Origin of the sequence: Micromonospora sp. MH33, assembly GCF_003013775.1 — a bacterium.
Lineage (GTDB): Bacteria > Actinomycetota > Actinomycetes > Mycobacteriales > Micromonosporaceae > Micromonospora > Micromonospora fulviviridis.
In genome coordinates, this window is record NZ_MUYZ01000100.1 from 1 (window position 1) to 20,189 (window position 20,189).

Here is a 20,189-nt window from a genome sequence, read left to right on the forward strand (position 1 = left end):
CCGGAGACCTCAGCCTTTATCGATCACCGCCACGCCGGCACCTCACCACCCGCCGACCCCTTACCAAACACGGCCTAGTGGCCGGTGTAGAGGGCGTCGATCTCGGCCGCGCGGCGCCGCGCCACCACCTCCCGTTTGATTTTCAAGGTCGGGGTGAGCTCACCGTTGGCCTCGGTGAAGTCGTCGGGCAGGATCCGGAAGGTCTTGATCGCCTCCGCCTTGGAGACCGAGCTGTTCGCTCGGTCGACCGCAGCCTGGATCTCGCCGCGCAGGGCGGGGTCGTCGCGCAGCTCCGCCACCGATGCGCGCGGGTGACCGTGAGCGGCTCGCCACCGCTGCCATGCCTGCGGGTCGATGGTGATCAGTGCGGCGGCGTACGGCTTGGCGTCGCCGACGAGCATGCAGTTGCTGACCAGCGGGTCCGCGCGCACCCGATCCTCCATCGGTGCGGGCACGATGTGCTTTCCGGCCGCGGTCACCAGGATCTCCTTGGTGCGTCCCGTGATCCGCAGATAACCGTCGTCGTCGAGCTTGCCGAGGTCGCCGGTGCGGAACCAGCCGTCGGCGGTGAACGCGGCGCGGGTGGCGGACGGGTTGTTCCAGTAGCCCTGGAACACGACGTCGCCGCGGACGAGGACCTCCCCGTCGTCGGCGATCGCCAACTCCACGCCCGGTAGCGGCCGGCCGACCGTGCCGATCCGCATCGCCGACGGCCGGTTCGCCGCCACCGCCGGGGAGGTCTCGGTCAACCCGTACCCCTCCAGCGCCGTCAGGCCGGCCCCGCGGAAAAAATGTCCGAGCCGCTCCCCGAGAGGGGCGCCGCCGACGATCGCGACGCGGCATCGTCCGCCGAGCGCCGCCCGCAGCTTCCGATAGACCAGCAGGTCGAAGACCCGCCGCGCCAGCCGGAGCATCGGGCCAGGGCCGGACGGGCGGTCGAGCGCCCGGCTGTACCGCACGGCCACCTGGTCCGCGACGGCGAAGAGGTGACCCTGGTGCTTCTCGATCGCCTTCTGCTGCGCCCGGTGGTACATCCTCTCGAACACTCGCGGCACCGCGAGGACGAACGTGGGCCGGTATCGGCGTAGCTGATCCAGCACGCCGCTCATGCTGGCGCTGTGCACCATCGTCGCCCGGGTCTGCACCATCCCCACCTGGATCATCCGGGCGAACGCGTGCGCCAACGGCAGGAAGAGCACCGTCGACGCCCTTTCATGGAACAACTCCGGCAGCGCCGCGACCGCGTTGCCGACGTCGAGGCCGATGTTGCGGTGCGTCAACACGCAGCCCTTCGGTCGGCCCGTCGTCCCGCTGGTGTAGACGATCGTCGCCACGTCCGCGCCCGACACCGCGTCACGGCGGGCCTCCACCTGCTCGTCGTCGACGGCCCGGCCCCGGCCCGCCACCTGTGTCAGGTCGCCGGCGTCGATCTGCCACACCTGCGCCAGCCCGGGCAGCCTGTCCCGCACGCTGGTCAGCATCGCGGCGTGATCGGGTGTCTCCACCACGCACGCCACGGCGCCGGAGTCGGCCAGGATCCAGGCCAGCTGTTCGGCGCTCGAGGTGTCGTACACCGGAACGGTCACCGCGCCGATGGTCCACACCGCATAGTCGACCAGGGTCCATTCGTAGCGGGTGCGGCTCATCAACGCCACCCGTGCCCCTGGCGCGACCCCTGCGGCGATGAGCCCTCGCGCCAACGCCGCCACGTCGTCGCGGAACTGTCGGCAGGTCACCGCGCCCGCGTCGCCGACGCCGGGCTGCTGGGCGGGCCATGACCGGACGTCCGGGTTCGGGCGCAGAAACTGCACCGTGTCCGGTTTCCGCCGGGCGTTCTCCCAGACCACGTCGGCCAGCCCCGCCGACTCGCCGCCGGTCACCTTCGGCTCTACCGCGACGCTGCCCCGCATGCCCGTACGCCCCTTGGCTGTAGATCGATGCGTCCCTGCACGCCCTATCGGCTGCTCTTCAGCTTCTTGTAGAGCTGTTCGGGCTCATGCGGGAAGTCCATCCCCTTGTCCCGCGCCCGGGAGAAGTCGTCGATCATGTGCTGAACCTCGCCGGGGGTGAACCGCCGGTCCTCATCACCCTCCTTCTTCAGCCACTTGATCACGTCGTCGTAGCTCTTCCAGTCCCGTTTGCCCATCAGGCGCTCGATGTCGGTGACGTCGTAGTCCTTCTGCATCGCCTGACTGGCCGGGTCGTGGATCTTCATTACCTGCTCCTCCCCGCGTGCCGGTGCTCCGCCGCGCGATTGCCCGAGGCGTACCCGGGCAAACGCTCCGCTCGGTCCGTGGGCTGATCCACACCCGGCCCGCATGCCGGTAGGCCAGACTGCATGGGTGAAGATCGCCGCGCCGACGATCAGGTGGACGCCGTGGCGGTTTGTGACCGTGTTCGGTGTTGTCAGCCTGCTGTCGGATGTGGTGTACGAGGGCGCCCGGTCAGTCATCGGCCCCTACCTGGCCACCCTCGGCGCATCCGCGGCCCTCGTCGGCCTGGTCACCGGCGCCGGGGAGGCGTTCGCCCTGGCCGGACGGCTGGGCACCGGACCTCTCGCCGACCGGACCCAGGCCTACTGGCCGCTGGTCCTGATCGGCTACGTCCTGACCCTGGTGGCGGTGCCGGCGCTCGGGCTGACCAGCGTCCTGTGGGTGGCTGCGGTGCTGTTCGTCGCGGAGCGGGCCGGTAAGGCGATCCGTGGCCCGGCGCGGGATGTCATGATCTCCCACGCCGCCTCGGCGGTGGGCCGTGGCAAGGGCTTCGCCGTCCACGAGGCGCTCGACCAGGCCGGGGCGGTTGCCGGGCCGTTGCTGGTCGCCGCCGTTCTGGCGACCACCGCCCACCACTACCGGCCCGCGTTCCTCGCCTTGGCCGTACCGGCTGTGGCGGTGCTGCTCCTGCTGCTGTGGCTGCGCGCCGGCGTGCCCGATCCGCGTCGCTTCGAACCGGGCCCCCAACCCGGTGCGACGCCCGCCCCGCCGGGCGCCCGGCTGCCCCGCGTGTTCTGGACCTATCTGGCCTTCACGGTGCTGACCACGGCCGGCTACGCCACCTTCGGCGTGCTCAGCTTCCACCTCGCCACGCGGCACGTCGTACCGGTGGCGGTGGTGCCGGTCGTGTACGCCGCCGCAATGGGCGTAGACGCGCTCGCGGCGCTGGCCTCCGGGTGGCTGTATGACCGGGCCGGCTTCCTGGTGCTGGCCGCCGTACCCGTGCTGACTGCCCTGATCCCGCTGGCTGCCTTCACCACCACTTCGGCGACCGCGGTCGCCGGGGTCTTGGCCTGGGGCGCCGTGCTCGGCATCCAGGAATCCACCCTGCGTGCGGCCATCGCCGACATCGTCCCCGCTGCCCGGCGGGGCACCGCGTACGGGATCTTCGCGGCTGGGTTGGGCGGGGCGACCCTGGTCGGTGGGCTGCTCACCGGCACGCTCTACGACTACTCGATCACCGCCATGATCGTCACCGTGGCCGGCATTCAGGCCGTCGCCCTGGCCATGTTCGTCGCTACCCTTCGCCCGGCCACCCGGCCCGTTCGCCCTTCGCCAGGGGGAAGCCGTGGATGACGAACGAGCCGGCGATCGGACCACGGTGGGGTCCGGCGGCGAGTGGAACCGCATCCGTGGGTCTGCGGATCTTGGACGGCCGACCAGAATGGTCAGCCCAGCGAGTCTGGCACGTCCGACCGTTGGCGCCGTTTGGTCTCCTACGTCCGCCGATCAGGGGGAGCCGGTCACGGCTGATTGCCACACCTCCCACAGCCGGGTCGTGACCAGGCCACGTTCGCGTGGAGATCGGCGAGATCGAGCGGCAGCAACTCCGCGTCGTTGACTTGCGGGCGGCTGGCATGAGGCTGCCCAGGAGGACGCTGAGCCTTCCTCTCCACACGGGGGGGCGGGTGACAGGCGCTGCGGGTGGTGCTGGTTTCTCCGGCGGCGTAGGTCGGCGGCTGCGGCGCGGGCGGCGGCTGAAGGCTTCGGGATCCGGGCTGGCGGAGCTCCTCGCGTAGTCCGTCCAGTCCTCGTCGAAGACCGCACAGGCGAGTTCGAGCCGGGCGGGGAAGTGCGACGGAGGTCGACGTCGGCGGAGGCATGGCGCGCGTCGCCGCAGCCCATGGTGACGATTGCGTCCCTGGTGGCGGCGTCCCAGGTGAGCCGGGCCGGGGCCTGGTCAGTGATGTCGGGTGCAGACCTTCCGCATGGCTTCCGCGGCCACGAGAAAGTCAGCACCGGCACGGGTGGGGAGTGCGCCGCAGGAGTCCGCGGACAGAGACGATCGGCTGTCCGGGTACGCGCGTCCCATGGTCTACGTCCCACACGGCTCGTCATCGCGTCGGCCGCCAAGGCGGCGGCCGGCGGATGCGATCCGGACAGTCCGCGGCCCACCGCGCTTGTCTCGGCGACTCCACGCCGCTCAAGGCCGTTCCACCAGGGAATATTCAACTCAACAAATTGACTCCACTGTCCGCTCTGCATTCATCAGGGATATGCGCACAGTCTCGACCAGCAAGTTGTGTATTGCGGGTTCGGCTGGCTCAGTTAATGAGTGCTTTGCCCTTGTTTCGTAACGACTGTCCGATTTCGAGGTATGCCGTCACCCACTCGGCCGGCCCTCGCCTCGCCCGTTGGCATCGGATGAAACCCGTGGATGTCGCATGTAGCGGATCCCCGCCTGCCGTCTTGCGGTACGCGCCTGCCCGCCCGTACGGCGTGCAGGTGTGGGCTCCGAACACCTGACTGCCGGGTCAAGCGCCTTTGGTGCCACCGGAGGCGAACGGCGACGACAGGCTGGCCGGCGAATCAGCCGAAAGTCGGAGATTCAAAGTCCAGGACATGACGATTAGGGGAGTTTGCTACCTTCACTGGGCCTTGTGGGTAATGATGCAGATATCCCCGTCTGTGTGCGTATCCGTATGGGCTTTTCCGGCGGCTTTCTCTGTGCCACGTCCTGGTTGACCGGCCAGTTCTCGCACGGTGGTTCGCTGCCTGGCAGCAGGTGGTTTCGGATGGTCGGGCCAGGAGGTTTGCGTTTCCGTGAAGCAGGTCGAACACATCGGTGCGTCCACGTCACCCGCGCGAGTGGAGCGTCTTCCGGACGCGGAGGTGCGCGTCGTCGTCGGCTCGCCGGTCGTCGATCGGGCGGCGGCCAGGCCAGGAGACGAGGGCGGCGTCACCAGAACGCGGCGTCTGCATCACGTGTTCGAAGCCGCGTGCGACCGGAACTCGTCGGCCGTCGCCCTCGAGTGCGGCAGCGAGCGGCTGACCTACCGCGAGCTGGACGAGCGGGCCAACCGGCTGGCCCATTACCTGCGCGCCCTCGGCGTCGCGGGCGGCGCCCGGGTGGCCATCTTGCTGCAGCGCTCGGTCGAGACGTATGTGGCGTTGCTGGGCGTGGGAAAGGCGGGGGCGGCTTTCGTGCCGATCGACCCCGAGTCTCCGGCCGACCGGGTGGGGTACATCGCTGAGGATTCCGAGGTCGACCTGGTGTTGACCTCCTCGACGCTGGCCGACCGGGTGGGTGACCGGCGGGCTGTCGTGGTAGACGAGTGCAGCGCCGACCTCGCCGTGGCGCCGAGCGACCGGCCGGATCTCGACCGCGACGGTGTCCCGGATCCAAGCGCGTATGTGATCTACACGTCGGGGTCCAGCGGTCGGCCCAAGGGTGTTGAGGTCGCGCAGTCGAGCATCTGCAACCTCCTGGACGTGGTGCCGGGTGCGTACGACGTGCGTCCGGATGATCGGGTCTATCAGGGTATGACGATCGCGTTCGATTTCGCGATCGAAGAGATCTGGCCGACCTGGTCGGTCGGTGCGACGTTGGTGGCTGGTCCGACGGATTCCCGGCGTCTCGGGGCAGAGCTGGCGGACTTCCTGGACGAGGCGGGCATCACGGTCTTCTACTGTGTGCCTACCCTGCTGGCCACGATTCCCCGCGATCTGCCGCGGATCCGGAACCTCCTGGTCGGTGGAGAGGCGTGTCCGGGTCAGCTGGTCGAGCGGTGGAGCCGTCCGGGTCGGCGGATTCTCAACACCTACGGGCCGACCGAGGCCACGGTCACCGCGATCTGGGGCGAGCTGTTGCCCGGGCGGCCCGTCACCATCGGCCGGCCGTTGCCGACCTACTCCGCAGTGTTGCTGGACGAGCAGCGCCAGCCGGTCGCCGACGGCGAGGTCGGTGAGATCTGTATCGGCGGTCCGGGGGTGGCGCGAGGGTATGTCGGGCGTCCTGACCTGACCGCGGACCGCTTCATCGAGCATCCGTTGGCACCGCCGGGCAGTCGGCTGTATCGCACCGGGGATCTGGGTCGGCTCACCGAGGACGGGGAGATCGAGTATCTCGGCCGGGCGGATTCCGAGGTCAAGATCCGTGGCCATCGGGTGGATCTCGGTGAGATCGAGAGCGTGCTGCTGGAGGACGAGGGTGTGGCCGAGGCCGTGGCGGCGCTTGTTCCCGTCGCCGACGGTCCGGACGCCCCCCGCGAGCTGGCTGCCTACCTCGTACCGCACGACAGCGACGAGCGCGGCTGGGAGGAACTGATCGGCCGGCTGTGCCAGACCCTGCAAACCCGGCTGCCCGGCTACATGGTGCCCTCCTTCCTCGATGTCGTCGCTGCGCTGCCGACCATGCCCAGCGGAAAGGTCGACCGGAAGCAGCTGCCCGCGCCGAGCCGCCGGCTCACCCGAGCGGCCGGCCCGCTCGTGGCCGCCGAGGGTGAGCTGGAGGAGCAGGTACGCGCGGCGTGGGCGGAGGCGTTCGGCATCGAGCCCGAGACGCTCTCGGTCGAGGCGGACTTCTTCACCGACCTCGGCGGACACTCATTGCTCGCCGCACGCGTCGTGTCACTGCTGCGCACCCGCGAGGTCGGCATGAACCCGGCGATCCGGGACCTCTACGCCCACCCGACCGTACGCGGCATGGCCGCTCACCTCGGCACCGTCAACCGGATCGGCCGGTCGACCGCTCCGCCCCGGCCCGCCCCGCTGCGGCACAGCAGCCGGCGGATCGCGCTGGCCGGGTCCGGGCAGGGCGCGGTGATCTACCTGCTGCTGCTGGCCGTCACGCTTCCCGTCTCCTACGTCTACACCCGCAACGACGGTTTTGTGTCCGCCCGCGTCCTCATGGAACTGATGGTCGCGATCCTGCTCAGCTACCTCGGCGTGCGCTGGGTGCTGCCGGTCCTGCTGGCGCGCCCGTTGGCCGCGGGCATCCGACCCGGCCGGTACCGCCTGTGGGGACCGACCTACGTTCGGCTCTGGGCGCTGAACACGCTACTCGCGATCGGACCACTGTCCGTGCTCAGCGGTTCTCCGCTGATCGGCACCTACCTGCGGCTTCTCGGTGCCCGCGTCGGCCGCAGGAGCATCATCGCGACCAGCGCGATCAGTTTGCCCAGCCTGATCTCCATCGGCCGGGACGCCTCCGTCGGTTACGGCGTCTCGCTGTGTCCGTGGCGGGCGGAGGACGGCTGGGTCGTGGTCGGTCCGATCACCATCGGGCCCGGTGCCTTCGTCGGCGCGAACGCGGTCCTCGAGCCGGGGGCGTCGGTCGGGGCGTACGCCGGCGTCGGCGAGCAGTCCGTCCTCGTTCACGGCGAGGCGGTGCCACCCGGGCAGCGTTGGGCTGGTTCACCGCCGGCTCCGACCCCCCGGCTCGCCCCCACCGTTGAAGCCATCCTCAGTTACCGGCCTCTGCGCAACGGCTGGCGCCCGCACCACGTCGCCGCCGCCCTGGTCGGCCTGATCGGCTTGGAACTGGGGGCGATCGCAATGGTCCTGCCCAGCGTGGCGCTGGTGTGGTGGGTGCTGCTGACCCGGGGTCTGCTTGCCGGCCTGGTCGCGACCATCCCGGCTGGCATCGTCTACGTGCTCACCGTCTGCGCGGTGGTCGCCGTCGGCAAACGCCTCGTGCTACCGCGGGTGCCGGTCGGTGTCCACCACCGGGTGCACTCGATGCTCGGCGTGCGCAAGTGGATCGCGGACAAGCTGCTCGAGTTCAGCCTGATGTTCACAAATTCGCTCTATGCGACCCTCTACACCGGGCCCTGGTTGCGACTGCTCGGTGCCAAGGTGGGTCGCGGCGCAGAGGTCTCCACCGCCGCGCACCTGGACCCGGACCTGCTCACGCTCGGAGCGGAGAGCTTCGTCGCGGACATGGCCAGCCTCGGCGCCGCGACGTTCGCCAACGGTCGTGTGGCATTCCTGCCCACCAGGGTCGGCAGCCGGGCCTTCGTCGGCAACGCCGCGTTCGTGCCGGCCGGCACGGTGCTGGGCGACGGTTCCCTGCTCGGCGTCAGCACGCTGCCACCCGACGACGGTGTCCCGGAGGGCACATCCTGGTTGGACTCACCCGCGATGCACCTTCCGGTGCGCCAGAGCAGCGGCTCCTTCTCGGAGGAGCTGACCTTCCGCCCGCCGCGGACGATGGTGGCCCGCCGGCTGTTCGTCGAATTTTTCCGCGCCACCCTGCCCGCATCGGTGCTCGGCGCCAGCTTCTACCTCTACCTGCTGGCGCTGTCCTGGCTCGCCAACGGCCGGGACCTGCTCGTGCCGGCGCTGGTGTCGCCGTTCGTCGCGATGGCGTCGAGCGTAGGGGTGATCTTGTTCTGCGCGGCGACCAAGCGCAACGTCGTCGGCACGTACCGGCCTCGGGTGGAACCGCTCTGGAGCGATTTCGTCCGGCGCTCGGAGTTCGTCACGGGCCTCTATGAGGCCGCGGCGGTCCCCGTCGGGGTCGGGCTCCTGGTCGGCACGCCGTTCCTGCCGCCGGTGCTGCGCTGGTTCGGGGTGCGCGTCGGCCGACGCACCTGGATCGGGACGACTTACCTGACGGAGTTCGACCTGGTCGAGATCGGTGACGACGCCACGGTGGGCACCGAGGTGTCGCTGCAGACGCACCTGTTCGAGGACCGGGTCATGAAGATGTCCGTCGTCACCGTCGGCTCCGGCGCGACCATCGGCACCCGCGCCATCGTCCTCTATGACGCCGTCGTCGGCGACGACGTCAGTCTGGAATCGCTCTCGCTACTGATGAAGGGCGAAACCCTCACTCGCGGGACCCGATGGCGGGGGATCCCCGCGCAAGGGGTGCTCACCCGCGACCCGGTCGAACGGCAGGCCGCCTGATGCCGCGCCATACCGCTGCGGCTGCCACCGCACCGCAGCGACCACGTTCCGTCCATTCACCACTTCACAAGAGGGACAGCTGCTCAATGAACAAGGCACTACTGGTTTCCGACGCTGCTCACTTCCGGGTCGATTACGAGATCAACCCGTACATGCACACCGAGGTACAGCCGGATCAAGCGGCGGCGGTGAGCGAGCACGAAGCGATCATGGCGGCGCACCGAGCGGCAGGTCGTCGAATCGAGTACGTGGCGTCGGCGCCGGAGTGTCCGGACATGGTGTTCACCGCGAACGCGGCACTGGTGCGGGGCGATCGGGCTGTGTTGGGGGCGCCGCCGCCCGAGCGCAAGGCTGAACTGCCGTATTTCCAGGAGTGGTTGATCAACCATGACTTCGACGTGCTGGAGGCGCCGTACCCGTTCAGCGGCCAGGGTGACGCGTTGGCCTGTGGTGACCTGCTGCTGGCCGGCTACGGCCAACGGACGGACCGGCGGATGCATGCGGTGCTCGCGCAGGAGTTGGGCTACGAGGTGGTGCCGCTGCAGACGGTGAGCCGCCGGTGGTACGACCTTGACTTGGCAGTCGCAGTGGTCGAACCGGGCCGGACGCTTGCCTACTGTCCGCAGGCCCTCGACGAGCCGAGCTGCCGGCGGCTGCGCGGACTCGGCATGGACCTGATCGAGGTGAGCGTCGAAGAGGCGGCCCGGTTCGCGCTCAATCTGATCAGTGACGGCGTCACCGTGACGATGACCAAGGGGGCGCCGCGGCTGGCCGCCACGCTGCGGGCCGGTGGCCTGCGGGTCGTTGAACTGGACACGAGCGAGCTGGCCAAGGGTGGCGGTGGGGTGCGCTGCACCGCGCTGACGCTGGACAACCCGTTGCCGGCGGAGTCGTGATCGCCTCGGGAACCATCGGCCGGTTGTTCACCGCCGGCGAGCGGGCGCTGTCCGGCCTTGGCCTGACGGTCCGCTCGCCCCTACCGCAGGGGACGCCAGCACCCGTGGCGCTGGTATACCGGGGGCCGGCGACGCTGCCCGGCTGCCCGGAGGCGGTGGCGGCGCTGCTGAAGTCCAGCCGATGGGGTTTCGATGTCCGCTACGTCGGCCCGGACGAGGACCTGCCACTGAGCCCTCAGGCACTGGCCGGAGCGGCTCTGTACGCCCAGCCCGGCGGCGGCACCCTCAAGCGCGGCTACCGCCACATGAAGCGCCACCGCGATGAAATCCGCCAGTTCGTCCACAACGGCGGGAGGTACGTGGGGATCTGCCTCGGCGGCTACCTCGCCGGGGCCACCCCCGGCTTCGCCTTGCTGCCCGGGGACACCGACCAGTACATCGGCTCCGCCGCCGCCACCGTCGACTCGGAGAAGAACTCCGTCGTCCGGGTTTCCTGGCGCGGCCGACCGAGAACGCTCTTCTTCCAAGACGGCCCGTACTTCTGGCTGCGCCCGAACGCCGACACCGACATCCTCGCCACCTACCCGAACGGCACGATCGCCGCACTGGTCACTCCCTTCGGCGCCGGCCGGGTCGGCGTCGTCGGCCCGCACCCCGAAGCCACCGACGACTGGTACCTCGACGCCGGGCTGCCTACCACGGAACGGCTCGGCGTGGATCTCGGCTGCGACCTGGTTGACACGGTGATGAGGCCATGACCCAGACCGCAAGCCTCAATTGGCAGGATCTCGAGCGCGCCGCCGAGGCGAACAGGCCAGCCCCCATCGCCCGCAGCGCCGATGATCCACCCGTGACGACGGACCCGCCCGTCGGGCGATTCCGGCTGCTCGGCATGGACGCCGCCCGGGGAGTAGCGCTGTTCGGCATGATCGCCGTGCATTCGTTGCCCGATTCCGACGCCGCGGGGCGGCCGACCTGGTGGTTCGCGATCTTCGCGGGACGGGCGGCGGCACTGTTCGCGGTGCTGGCCGGCGTCGGAATCGCGTTCCTGACCGGTCGACGGCGGGTTCGCCTGATCGATCGCTCGGACGCGGTGACGGCGCTGATCGTCCGGGCCCTGGCCATCGGCGCGATCGGCTTGGCACTGGGCTATACCGACGCGTCGCTGGCGGCGGTGATCCTGCCCTACTACGCGGTGATGTTCGTGTTGGCGATCCCGTTGGTGTTCCTCCCGACCTGGTTGGTGGCGTTCACCGGGCTGATCGTGGCCGCCGGCGCTCCCGTTCTGCGTCAGATCCTGCTGCCGCACCTGCCGGTACCGACCTACGACAATGCGACATTCGCGCAACTCGTCCACGACCCGGGCGTGCTGCTCAGCGAGCTGTCGCTCACCGGCGAGTACCCGGCGGTGGCGTGGCTGGCGTACCTGTGCGCCGGCCTGGTGATCGGGCGGTTGACCCTGACCAGGATGAGAACGGTCCTCGGGCTGCTCGCCACCGGAGTCGCGTTCGCCGTCACGGCGCCGGTGGCATCGTCGATCCTGCTCAACCGGCACGAGGGCCTGCGGCAGATCTGGTTCACCCAGCCGAAGAGCGGGCTGAACGTGGCGGAGACGACGGAACTCCTCACCTTCGGCGGGGACGGCAGCACACCCACCTCGACGTGGTGGTGGCTCGCGGTCGACGCACCGCACACCAGCACGCCGCTCGACCTGCTCGCCACGACCGGGAGCGCGATCGCTCTGCTCGCCGTCATGCTGCTCGCGAGTCGCGTCGCACGGCCCCTCCCGCGGCAGGTGATCTCCGTGCTGCTGGTGCCCCTCGCCGAAGCCGGCGCCATGACCCTGACCTTCTACACCGCACACATCATGTTCATCAACTCTGACCTCGACTCCTACGCCCCCGTGCCCGGATACCTCGCGCAGGCCGTGGCTATCGTGTTGGTCGGGACCGCATGGTGGGCCACCGCGGGCCGTGGCCCGCTGGAAGGGCTCGTGACGGCGCTTTCCCGCGCCGCTCGTCGGTTGGTCAGGCGGACAAGCCAACGAAGGCGCGGTAGGGCCGGGATGTCGATGTACTCACCAGAGGCGCCGAGCGCGGGCGAATACCCGATCGACCGGCCAGCGAGGGGCTGACGCCGCGGTTGAGCGGGAGGAGAGCGACATGAGACAGATCAGGTCGGCTCTGCCGCTCGGCGCACCGCCTACGATCAATCGACGGCGTCTTCTGCTCGGCGTCGGTGCCGTCGGTGCCCTGGCCGCTCTGGGGTGGGCCGGGATGTCGGCAGTCTCCCGGGACGGTCCGCTGGCACTCGTCTACCGTGGTCCAGCCGCCTGCTCCGGCTGCGCGGAGGCGGTGGCAGCCCTGCTACGCAGCTCACCGGCGCGGTTCCGCACCGAGTACTGCGGTCCGGATGAGCAGCGGCAGATCTCGTCGGACGCGTTGGCCGGAGCGGCGATATATGCGCAGCCGGGCGGTGGCGAGGTCAGACCGGCCTGGCGCAAGCTGCGGGACTACACCGAGCTGATCCGCGGCTTCGTCCATGACGGCGGGCACTACCTCGGCTTCTGCCTGGGGGCGTATCTGGCCGCCGCTGAGCCCGGGTTCGGGTTGATCGACGGAAAGGTGGATCAGTACATCAGCACTGGCGGGGCGAGCGTCGACAGCACCGACGACACGATCATCCCGGTCCGCTGGCGCGGCCATGTCCGGCACATGTACTTCCAGGACGGGCCGACGTTTCAACTGCGACCCGGGGCGTCGGGAACCGTGCTGGCCACCTACGACACCGGCGCAGCCGCCGCCGTCGTCGCCACCTTCGGCGCCGGGCGAGTGGGACTCGTGGGACCACACCCCGAAGCCGACCGGTCGTGGTACGCCGACGCGGGGCTGATCAACCCGGACGGCATCCGCTTCGATCTGGGCCATGACCTGATCAAGAGCATGATGCAGGGCGACGGCCGGGCCATCAGTCAGAGCTGACCCGGCGCACCCGATGGATTCCCGGTCGGCGTTGGGACTGTCGGGATCTTGTGGAGCGGTGTCACTCCGGGCGACGGGCCGCAGCACGTGCACCTGGTGCTGCTGGACACGGGCGCAGCGCCGTGCTCGTCGACGAGGTGGGCCGGCAGGCGTTGTGCTGCATCCGCTGCTCGGTCTGTCTGAACGTGTGCCCGGTCTACGAGCGCGTGCCTGCTCGACTGGTCATCCCGCCTTGGACTGGACAGGTGCGGCATGTCCGGTGACCGTGGTCGGCGCGAGGCGGCGGTGTCGCGGTAGCACGATGCCAGCGGTGGTGGCCGCGAAGGCGAGCGCGGCGGAGACGCTCATCGCCGGGACGTAGCCCTCGCTGAACGCGCGCACCTGGCTCGCACCGGCCTCACCGAGGACATTGTTCACCGAACCGGCCGATCCGGCCGCCCGGATGCTGCTCGACCGGTATCCGCTGTACGTCCGACGTGCCGCCTCGCGTCGTGCTATCGAGTTCGCATCGGCCACACACTTCATGGGTGCGCGATGAGTTTGGGCGGCGGGTGGGGTCTGCCCTGGCATGGCTCGAATCATCGCTGACATCTCGGTCTCTCTGGACGGCTTCGTCACCGGGCCCGACCCCAGCCCGGACAACGGTCTGGGAACCGGCGGCGAGGCCCTGCACACGTGGGCGTTTTCCGACGACCCCGACGACCGCCGGGTCCTGCGCGAGGGGACTGTCCGCTCGGGCGCCGTCGTCCTCGGCCGCCACCTCTTCGACGTGGTCGACGGGCCGAGAGGCTGGGACGACACGACCGGCTACGGCGCCGGCGAGGTCGGCAAGCCCGCGTTCGTCGTCGTGACGAGCTCGCCGCCAGAGTCGGTGCGGACAACCAACCTCGACTGGACGTTCGTCACCACCGGGCTGCCCGACGCCGTCACCGCCGCGCGTGAGCGGGCCGAGGCGGCGTCGTCGGACAGCGGCAAGGACCTCGACGTCATCCTCATGGGCGGCGGCGCCACGATCGGCTCGGCGCTCGACGCCGGGCTGGTCGACGCGCTGACGCTGCACCTCGCGCCCATCGTGCTGGGCGCCGGGACACCACTGTTCACCGGCGGAGCGCCGCGCACGCTGGTGCAGCGGAGCGTAATCTCGACATCGACCGCGACCCACCTGGCCTACGACGTCTCCCGGTGATCCGATGACCACTGTCAACGCCAATGAGATCGCCTTGGGCATTGAGTCGTTCGGTGACGACGCCGCGCCACTCGTCCTGCTCGCGGGCGGGACGACGATGCTCTCCTGGCCCGACGCGCTGTGCGAGCGCCTCGCCGCTGGCGGGCGCCGTGTGGTGCGCTACGACCTGCGCGACAGCGGGGAGTCGACAACGACGGATCCGGAGGCGCCCGCCTACACCCTGCGCGGCCTCGCCGCCGACGCGGCGGCCCTTGCTGACGCGCTCGGCGGGGGCCCTGCGCACCTCGCGGGGATCGGCGTCGGCGGGATGGTCGCCCAGGTGGCCGTGCTCGACCATCCGGGCGCGTTCTCGGCGCTCACCCTGGTCGGCACCCGCGCGGTTGCCCCTGGCCCGCCCGACGATGACCTCCCCGGCCATGACCAGGCGACGATGAGCCGGCTGTTCGCGCGGCCGATGCCCGATTGGACCGACCGCGAGGCGGTTGCGGAGTTCGCCGCCGCAGGCGCGGAGATCCTCGGCGACGACCCCGTCGCCGCGCGCGCAATCGCTGCGCGCATCTGGGACCGCACGCCCGGCACCGCACCACCGGTCCAGATGGCCAACCAGATGGGCATGGTGTTTTCCCGGCTCGACTGCACACCACGCTGGCGTGAGCGCCTGCCCGGGATCGAGGTCCCCACGCTCGTCGTCCACGGCCGCCGCGACCGGTTCTTCCCCGTCGGCAACGGCGAGGCGATCGCGCGCGAGATCCCCGGGGCACGGCTGCTCGTCCTCAAGGACGCCGCCACTGCGATCCCCGATGCGGCGGTCGGCGAGGTCACCGAGGCGATGCTCACGCTCGGATAGAGGACGGCGGGTGCCGCGCCGGTCTGGCCTGCACGCAGCAGTGGAACGTCCGCGATGACCGCGAACACCCTGGATGTTGTCGTGGGCCCTCGTGCTGGGGACACCACCACACCCGACCGGCCAGGTTTCGCAATGATCCTTGCATCGCACGCACCGCGACAACGACGACAGGAACATCATGAATCAGGTCAGCCGCCGCGCCCGTGACCTCGGCATCGTCGTTGGGCGCCTTCCAACCGGGCGGCACAACGCGATCACCGATGTCGCCGGGATCCTGGTCGGGCACACCACCGTCGACGACGGCGCCGACCTGCACACCGGAGTAACCGCAGTCGTACCGACCCAGCTCGGCCCCGGCCGTTGGACCCTGCCGGCCGCCGTGTACTCCGGCAACGGTCACGGGAAGCTCGTCGGCTCGACCCAGGTGGACGAACTCGGTGTCCTGGAGTCGCCGGTCGTCCTGACCGCCACGCTGTCCGTGTTCCGGGCTGCGGACGCGCTGCTGGGGTACCTGATGGACCGGAGGCCGGACGGCTTGTCGTTCAACCCGCTGGTAGGCGAGACGAACGACGGCCACCTGTCGGACATCCGCCGCCGCCCGATCACCGAAGAACACGTGCTCGCCGCCGTCACCCAGGCGTCCGGCGAACTGCCGGCGGAGGGCTGCGTCGGGGCCGGCACCGGCACCACGGCCCTGGGCTTCAAGGCGGGCATCGGCACCTCGTCCAGGACGGTGCGGGTGGCCGACCGTGCGGTGACGGTCGGCGCCCTCGTGCAGTCCAACTTCGGCGGGGTGCTGACCGCCCTCGGCGTCCCGCTGCCGGCCGACGAGCTGATCCCGGACGCCGGCCGAACCGAACCACCCGGCAACTCGTGCATGATCGTGGTGGCCACCGACGCGCCCCTGGACGCCCGGCAGCTTGGACGGCTCGCCCGGCGGGCGGTCTTCGCGATGGGCCGGGTCGGCGCGTCGTACAGCAACGCCAGCGGCGACTACGCGATCGCGTTCAGCACGGCACCACCGGACCAGGCACCCATTCCCGACGGGGAGATCAACCCGATCTTCGCGGCCGTGATGGACGCGGTCGAGGAAGGGCTGCTCAATTCGCTGTTCGCCGCCGTCACCACCACCGGTGCGGGCGGTCGTACCAGTCACGCCGTTCCACATCGGGAGGCGATCCGGCGGCTGTCGGCCGCCGAGCGACTGGCGGCGCGAGCCTGACCGCTGGGCAGGATTCGGGGTCATCCCGGCCGCCTCGCCGACCGGTCAGCTCGTAGACACCGACCTGGAGTTCCCGCGGCGGCAGCAGGGACCTCAGCTGATGCGCAGGCTCGCGATCAGGCCGTCGCGGAGGCGGAAGGCCATCGGGCCGGTGCCGTTGAAGCCGTTGCCCGAGACCTTGAGGGTGGCGACGTAGCTGTCGGGGTCGGTGCCGGGCTCGATTCCGACGAGCTCGAAGTGCGACTGCACCCCGATGTTGTCGGTGCGGTCCCAGGAGCGCACGCCGTCGCGGCCGTGGAACTCACGGCCCCAGTCGTTGAGGTACGCGTCGTCGGTGAACGACGCGACGAAGGCATCCGAGTCGGCCACCGGGTTGTCTACGGTCGTGTGCTTGTCGGGCGGGCATGTAGCCGCGGCTGCTTCCGGCCGTGGCAACTGGTGGGTGAGCGCATTTCATTCATCCGTGTGCAGCAGGCGGAACGGCCCCAGCGTCGGTCAATCCTTTGGAGTCGTGCCTCCGTGATGCCAGCTTCTCCGAGATGCCGAGGAACTCTCGGCACCAGAATTGTGGCAACCCGCTAGGCCCCCTAGTTCGAGATCTGCACTATTGATTCGCATTCGGGGCGGTCGTGCTCGGCTGTTTACCGCGGGCGCCCCTGGGTAGGCCCCCTCGGTGAGCGGGCCAGACACGGACCTCGGCACCCGGTCGGACACCAGCCGTGCCGTGGCGTTCAGCGACGCCATCTTCGCCATCATCATCACGCTGCTGGTCCTGGATCTCCGGGTGCCGAACGTCCCGCCCGGCCGCCTCCTGTCCGGACTGCTCGACCAGTGGCCGGCGTACGTCGCGTATCTCACGTCCTACTCGTACGTGGCCGTCGTCTGGCTCAACCACAAGGCGGCGTTCAACCGCATCCAGCAGATCGATCGCGGCCTGCACTGGATGAACCTGTTCGTGCTGTTCACCACGGCGCTGCTGCCGTTTCCGACCATCGTCGTGTCGCACGCCCTGCAGGAGCACGACAACGCGGACCAGCGTGTGGCCATCGCCTTCTACGCGCTGATCGGCGCGTTGCTGTGCGCGACTTGGCTGGCGTTCTACCACTACCTGGCCCGGCATCCCGACCTGCTGAAGGAACAGGTCAAGGACGAGTTCTTCCGCGTCGAGCGGTTCCGGGCCCTCGCCGGAGTCGTTCTGTACGTCCTGGCGGGGGTGCTCGGCTACCTGGTGGCGCCGCTGGTCGGCCTCGCCATCTTCCTCCTCCTGCCCGTCTTCTACGCCGTCACCAGCGCCGGCCTGTACCAGTTCCGGGTGACCCGCCGGATCACCCACCGCCCTCCGCCACCCGGCTGAGGGCGGGCGAAGCACCGTTTCACCCCGGTGGGCGCGGGGTCCCCGCCGCAATCCGGTTCGAGAGGGGATCCGAGGGGAACTACACCGAGTTCATCCAGTCCGTGGCAGCGCGACCGAAGGTTCCGCCGGGGGAGGCGGAACCGATCATCCGCGCCACGCTCGAGACGTTGGCAAAACGGATGACTGGCGGCGGATGGCGCCGACCTCGACCGGCGCCGTCCGGCGAAACGGTCGGTGACGCTACAACATCTCCAGCGGTTGCGGGCCGGCCGGCGGCGGGAACGCCGTGTCGAGTGCCGCCACGTCCTCCTCAGTCAGATGCAGGTCGCGCGCTTCCGCGTTTTCCCGGGTGTGTTCGGGCCTGGACGATCGGGGGATGGCCGTAACCCTCTCCTGCCGCAGCAGCCAGGCCAGCGCCACCTGAGCGGGCGTGGCCCCGTGCCGGGCGGCGACCTCCGCGACCTGGGGATGGCCAAGCAGCCGGCCCTGCTCGATCGGCGAGTACGCCATCACCGGGATTCGGTGCTCGCGTAGCCACGGCAGCAGGTCGTACTCGGGACCGCGGCGGGTGAGGTTGTACAGGATCTGATTGGTCGCGCAGGAGTTTCCGCCCGCCTCGAGTAGATCCGTCATGTCAGAAAGATCGAAGTTGCTTACGCCCCACTGCCCGATGTCACCGGCGTCGACGAGTTCGGCGAACGCCTCGATCGTCTCCGCGAGTGGATGCGTGCCGCGCCAGTGCAGCAGGTAGAGGTCGATGTGGTCGACGCCGAGTCGTTGCAGGCTGCGGCGGCAGGCCTGCACGGTTCCCCGTCGGCTGGCGTTGGACGGCAGCACTTTGTCGACCAGAAAGACGTCGGCGCGTCGTCCGATGATCGCCTCGCCGACGAGTTCCTCGGAAGCGCCGTCACCGTACATCTCCGCAGTGTCGATCATGGTCATGCCCAGGTCGAGCCCGGTGCGTAGGGCGGCTAACTCGTCCCGCCGCCTCGCGGGGCGCTCGCCCAGGTACCAGGTTCCCTGGCCGAGCACGGGCATCGTCTGGCCGGACGGCAGCTCGATCGCGGCGGCAGCGAGGGTCATGGCGACCTTTCCGGGAGCTTGGGTACCAGTTGGGTTGCCTGCGTTACCCGCTGCGACAGGCAGCACACCCTCGTGGCGCGACCTTTCTCCGCGCCGGCCCTGGCTGTGGGGTGGGCATGTGCCGCAAGGGCCCTGTCGTCGACGACGCGGATCAGCAGTGCGAGGCCCAGAAACAGCAGCGGCATGAGCAGCCGCACCGTACGGGCCGTGATCGGCATTCTCGCGAAGGTGGCCGACCAAGTACTGACCGATGCCGGTGCGGCGGTTACCGCGGCACCAGTCCGGCGGCCAGGTCCGCCGCGGAGACCGGCGTCCACGGCGCCCCGGCCGGCCCGTCGAGCAGTAGGGCGGCCGAGCCGTCGGCCACCTCGCCGTCGACGAGCACCATCAGCCGGTCCTGGTCCACCGTCGCGACGAACGCCCTCGCGACCTGGGGCCGCGACAACGTGCCGTCCCCGGTGTCGCGGGTCGCTGCCGCACGGACCGCGGCCACGGTCTCGGCGCCCCGGCCGACCGGCACCTGCGTGGTGGTGCCGTCGGCGTGCGCGACGACGATCCGGTCGGCCCGCGCCGAGGCGTGCCAGGCGGCGAGGTCCAGTAGGGTCGGGCGAGTGCCGGCGCAGAAGTGTTCCCACAGGTCGGCGGCGAGCCGGCCGAGCCGCGCGCCGTACCCGCCGACGTTGTGACCGTACCCGGCGGTCGACAGGCTCGCGTCGATCCACATCACCTCGCCGGTGCGCACGTTGAGCACCAGAGGCGCGAGCGAACGGGAGTCGCCGCGCAGGTTGAATCGCTGCACGACCCGGGCCGAGTCGAACTGCCGGCCACCCCGCTCCGGCAATGAGAAGCCGGCGAACGCGGCGTCCAGCGCCTCGAAGGGCACGTCGTTGTAGCTGAACACCACGGGCACGGCCCACTCCACCCGTGCCGACAGCAGCGCGGCCCGGTCGAGGTCGAGGAATTCGGTGGCGCCCAGCGGCGGCGGTGCCGACGTCAGGTCACCGGAGTGGACCGCGGCGCGGCCCTTGAACCGCAGTCGGGTGTAGTCACAGTGGCCACGCCGCATCCACTCCCGGTCGTAGAACCCGCAGGACAGGTCCAGGTCGACCCGGAACTTCTCGCCGTCGGTCCAGTGCAGAAAGAGCCGCAGCACGTCCAGGTCGGGCAGATGGCGGACGCTGCCCCGCGGCCAACCGGTCAGCTGCGCGGAGCCCGCGCGTTCGCGTCGCGGGGCGGGCACCCGGCCCAGCACCGCGTCCAGCACGGCCACGTCGAACCGGTCCAACCCGCCGGCCCGGTCGACCAGTTCGGCGTCGACGCTCGCCCGGATCTCGGCGATCACGTCGGCGGGCAGCGGGCGGCGCCGCTCCGGCGCGCTCCACGCCCGCACCACGTCGCCCTTGGGGAAGAACGTGCGTCGCGGCGTGCCGGGCTCCGCGCCCCGAACCGGCGCGGGCCTGGCCGGCCGCCGTGTCCGCAGCCCCAGCGCGCGCCC

Annotated in this window: 15 protein-coding genes and 2 pseudogenes; 11 read left to right on the forward strand and 6 right to left on the reverse strand. The window is 70.2% G+C overall.

Annotation, left to right across the window (positions count from 1 at the left end):
- Nucleotides 1–74: 74 nt before the first annotated feature.
- Both B0E53_RS17025 and B0E53_RS17030 read right to left on the reverse strand, forming a co-directional pair.
- Nucleotides 75–1,910: a long-chain fatty acid--CoA ligase gene (locus B0E53_RS17025; protein WP_107076972.1), complete on the reverse strand. Its 1,836-nt coding sequence runs from the start codon at nucleotides 1,908–1,910 to the stop codon at nucleotides 75–77.
- Between the two features lie 44 nt (nucleotides 1,911–1,954).
- The gene (locus tag B0E53_RS17030) at nucleotides 1,955–2,215 is read right to left on the reverse strand and encodes a hypothetical protein (protein ID WP_107076973.1); all 261 of its coding nucleotides are present in this window, start codon (nucleotides 2,213–2,215) and stop codon (nucleotides 1,955–1,957) included.
- A gap of 127 nt (nucleotides 2,216–2,342) precedes the next feature.
- Here B0E53_RS17030 and B0E53_RS17035 point away from each other — a divergent pair, with 127 nt between their 5' ends.
- The 7 genes and pseudogenes from B0E53_RS17035 to B0E53_RS39420 form a co-directional block, all read left to right on the forward strand.
- A complete protein-coding gene (locus B0E53_RS17035; protein ID WP_246835445.1) occupies nucleotides 2,343–3,569 on the forward strand; it encodes an MFS transporter in 1,227 nt (408 codons plus the stop codon).
- A gap of 1,629 nt (nucleotides 3,570–5,198) precedes the next feature.
- Nucleotides 5,199–9,125, forward strand: a complete 3,927-nt coding sequence (locus tag B0E53_RS17045) for a Pls/PosA family non-ribosomal peptide synthetase (protein WP_246835446.1) — start codon at nucleotides 5,199–5,201, stop codon at nucleotides 9,123–9,125.
- Nucleotides 9,126–9,211: 86 nt separating this feature from the next.
- Nucleotides 9,212–10,021, forward strand: coding sequence for an arginine deiminase-related protein (locus B0E53_RS17050; protein WP_107076975.1), 810 nt, complete (start codon nucleotides 9,212–9,214; stop codon nucleotides 10,019–10,021).
- A complete protein-coding gene (locus B0E53_RS17055; RefSeq protein ID WP_246835447.1) occupies nucleotides 10,018–10,779 on the forward strand; it encodes a BPL-N domain-containing protein in 762 nt (253 codons plus the stop codon). The genes B0E53_RS17050 and B0E53_RS17055 overlap by 4 nt, the downstream gene beginning before the upstream one ends.
- Nucleotides 10,776–12,155, forward strand: coding sequence for a heparan-alpha-glucosaminide N-acetyltransferase domain-containing protein (locus B0E53_RS17060; RefSeq protein WP_107076976.1), 1,380 nt, complete (start codon nucleotides 10,776–10,778; stop codon nucleotides 12,153–12,155). The genes B0E53_RS17055 and B0E53_RS17060 overlap by 4 nt, the downstream gene beginning before the upstream one ends.
- A 142-nt stretch (nucleotides 12,156–12,297) precedes the next feature.
- A complete protein-coding gene (locus B0E53_RS17065) occupies nucleotides 12,298–13,002 on the forward strand; it encodes a BPL-N domain-containing protein (protein WP_107076977.1) in 705 nt (234 codons plus the stop codon).
- 48 nt (nucleotides 13,003–13,050) lie between these two features.
- A pseudogene (locus tag B0E53_RS39420) lies at nucleotides 13,051–13,208 on the forward strand ((4Fe-4S)-binding protein); the annotation flags it as partial.
- Nucleotides 13,209–13,224: 16 nt separating this feature from the next.
- Here B0E53_RS39420 and B0E53_RS17075 read toward each other — a convergent pair.
- Complete coding sequence (locus B0E53_RS17075; RefSeq protein ID WP_210406094.1) at nucleotides 13,225–13,419, reverse strand: hypothetical protein; 195 nt, start codon at nucleotides 13,417–13,419, stop codon at nucleotides 13,225–13,227.
- Nucleotides 13,420–13,570: 151 nt separating this feature from the next.
- Here B0E53_RS17075 and B0E53_RS17080 point away from each other — a divergent pair, with 151 nt between their 5' ends.
- The 3 genes from B0E53_RS17080 (at nucleotide 13,571) to B0E53_RS17090 (ending at nucleotide 16,257) form a co-directional block, all read left to right on the forward strand.
- A complete protein-coding gene (locus B0E53_RS17080) occupies nucleotides 13,571–14,188 on the forward strand; it encodes a dihydrofolate reductase family protein (protein ID WP_107076978.1) in 618 nt (205 codons plus the stop codon).
- A gap of 4 nt (nucleotides 14,189–14,192) precedes the next feature.
- Complete coding sequence (locus tag B0E53_RS17085) at nucleotides 14,193–15,035, forward strand: alpha/beta hydrolase (protein ID WP_107076979.1); 843 nt, start codon at nucleotides 14,193–14,195, stop codon at nucleotides 15,033–15,035.
- A 178-nt stretch (nucleotides 15,036–15,213) separates the two neighbouring features.
- A complete protein-coding gene (locus tag B0E53_RS17090) occupies nucleotides 15,214–16,257 on the forward strand; it encodes a P1 family peptidase (protein ID WP_107076980.1) in 1,044 nt (347 codons plus the stop codon).
- Nucleotides 16,258–16,350: 93 nt separating this feature from the next.
- Here the strand turns inward: B0E53_RS17090 and B0E53_RS17095 are convergent, their stop codons facing one another.
- Nucleotides 16,351–16,626, reverse strand: a complete 276-nt coding sequence (locus B0E53_RS17095; protein WP_107076981.1) for a nuclear transport factor 2 family protein — start codon at nucleotides 16,624–16,626, stop codon at nucleotides 16,351–16,353.
- Nucleotides 16,627–16,930: 304 nt separating this feature from the next.
- On the opposite strand from B0E53_RS17095, the gene B0E53_RS17100 reads away from it, so the two are divergent.
- Nucleotides 16,931–17,611: a TMEM175 family protein gene (locus B0E53_RS17100; RefSeq protein ID WP_210406095.1), complete on the forward strand. Its 681-nt coding sequence runs from the start codon at nucleotides 16,931–16,933 to the stop codon at nucleotides 17,609–17,611.
- A 240-nt stretch (nucleotides 17,612–17,851) separates the two neighbouring features.
- Here the strand turns inward: B0E53_RS17100 and B0E53_RS17105 are convergent, their stop codons facing one another.
- Entirely contained in the window at nucleotides 17,852–18,694 is an 843-nt protein-coding gene (locus B0E53_RS17105; protein WP_107076983.1) for an aldo/keto reductase, read from the reverse strand.
- Between the two features lie 265 nt (nucleotides 18,695–18,959).
- Nucleotides 18,960–20,189, reverse strand: a pseudogene (locus B0E53_RS37620) (TerD family protein); the annotation flags it as partial.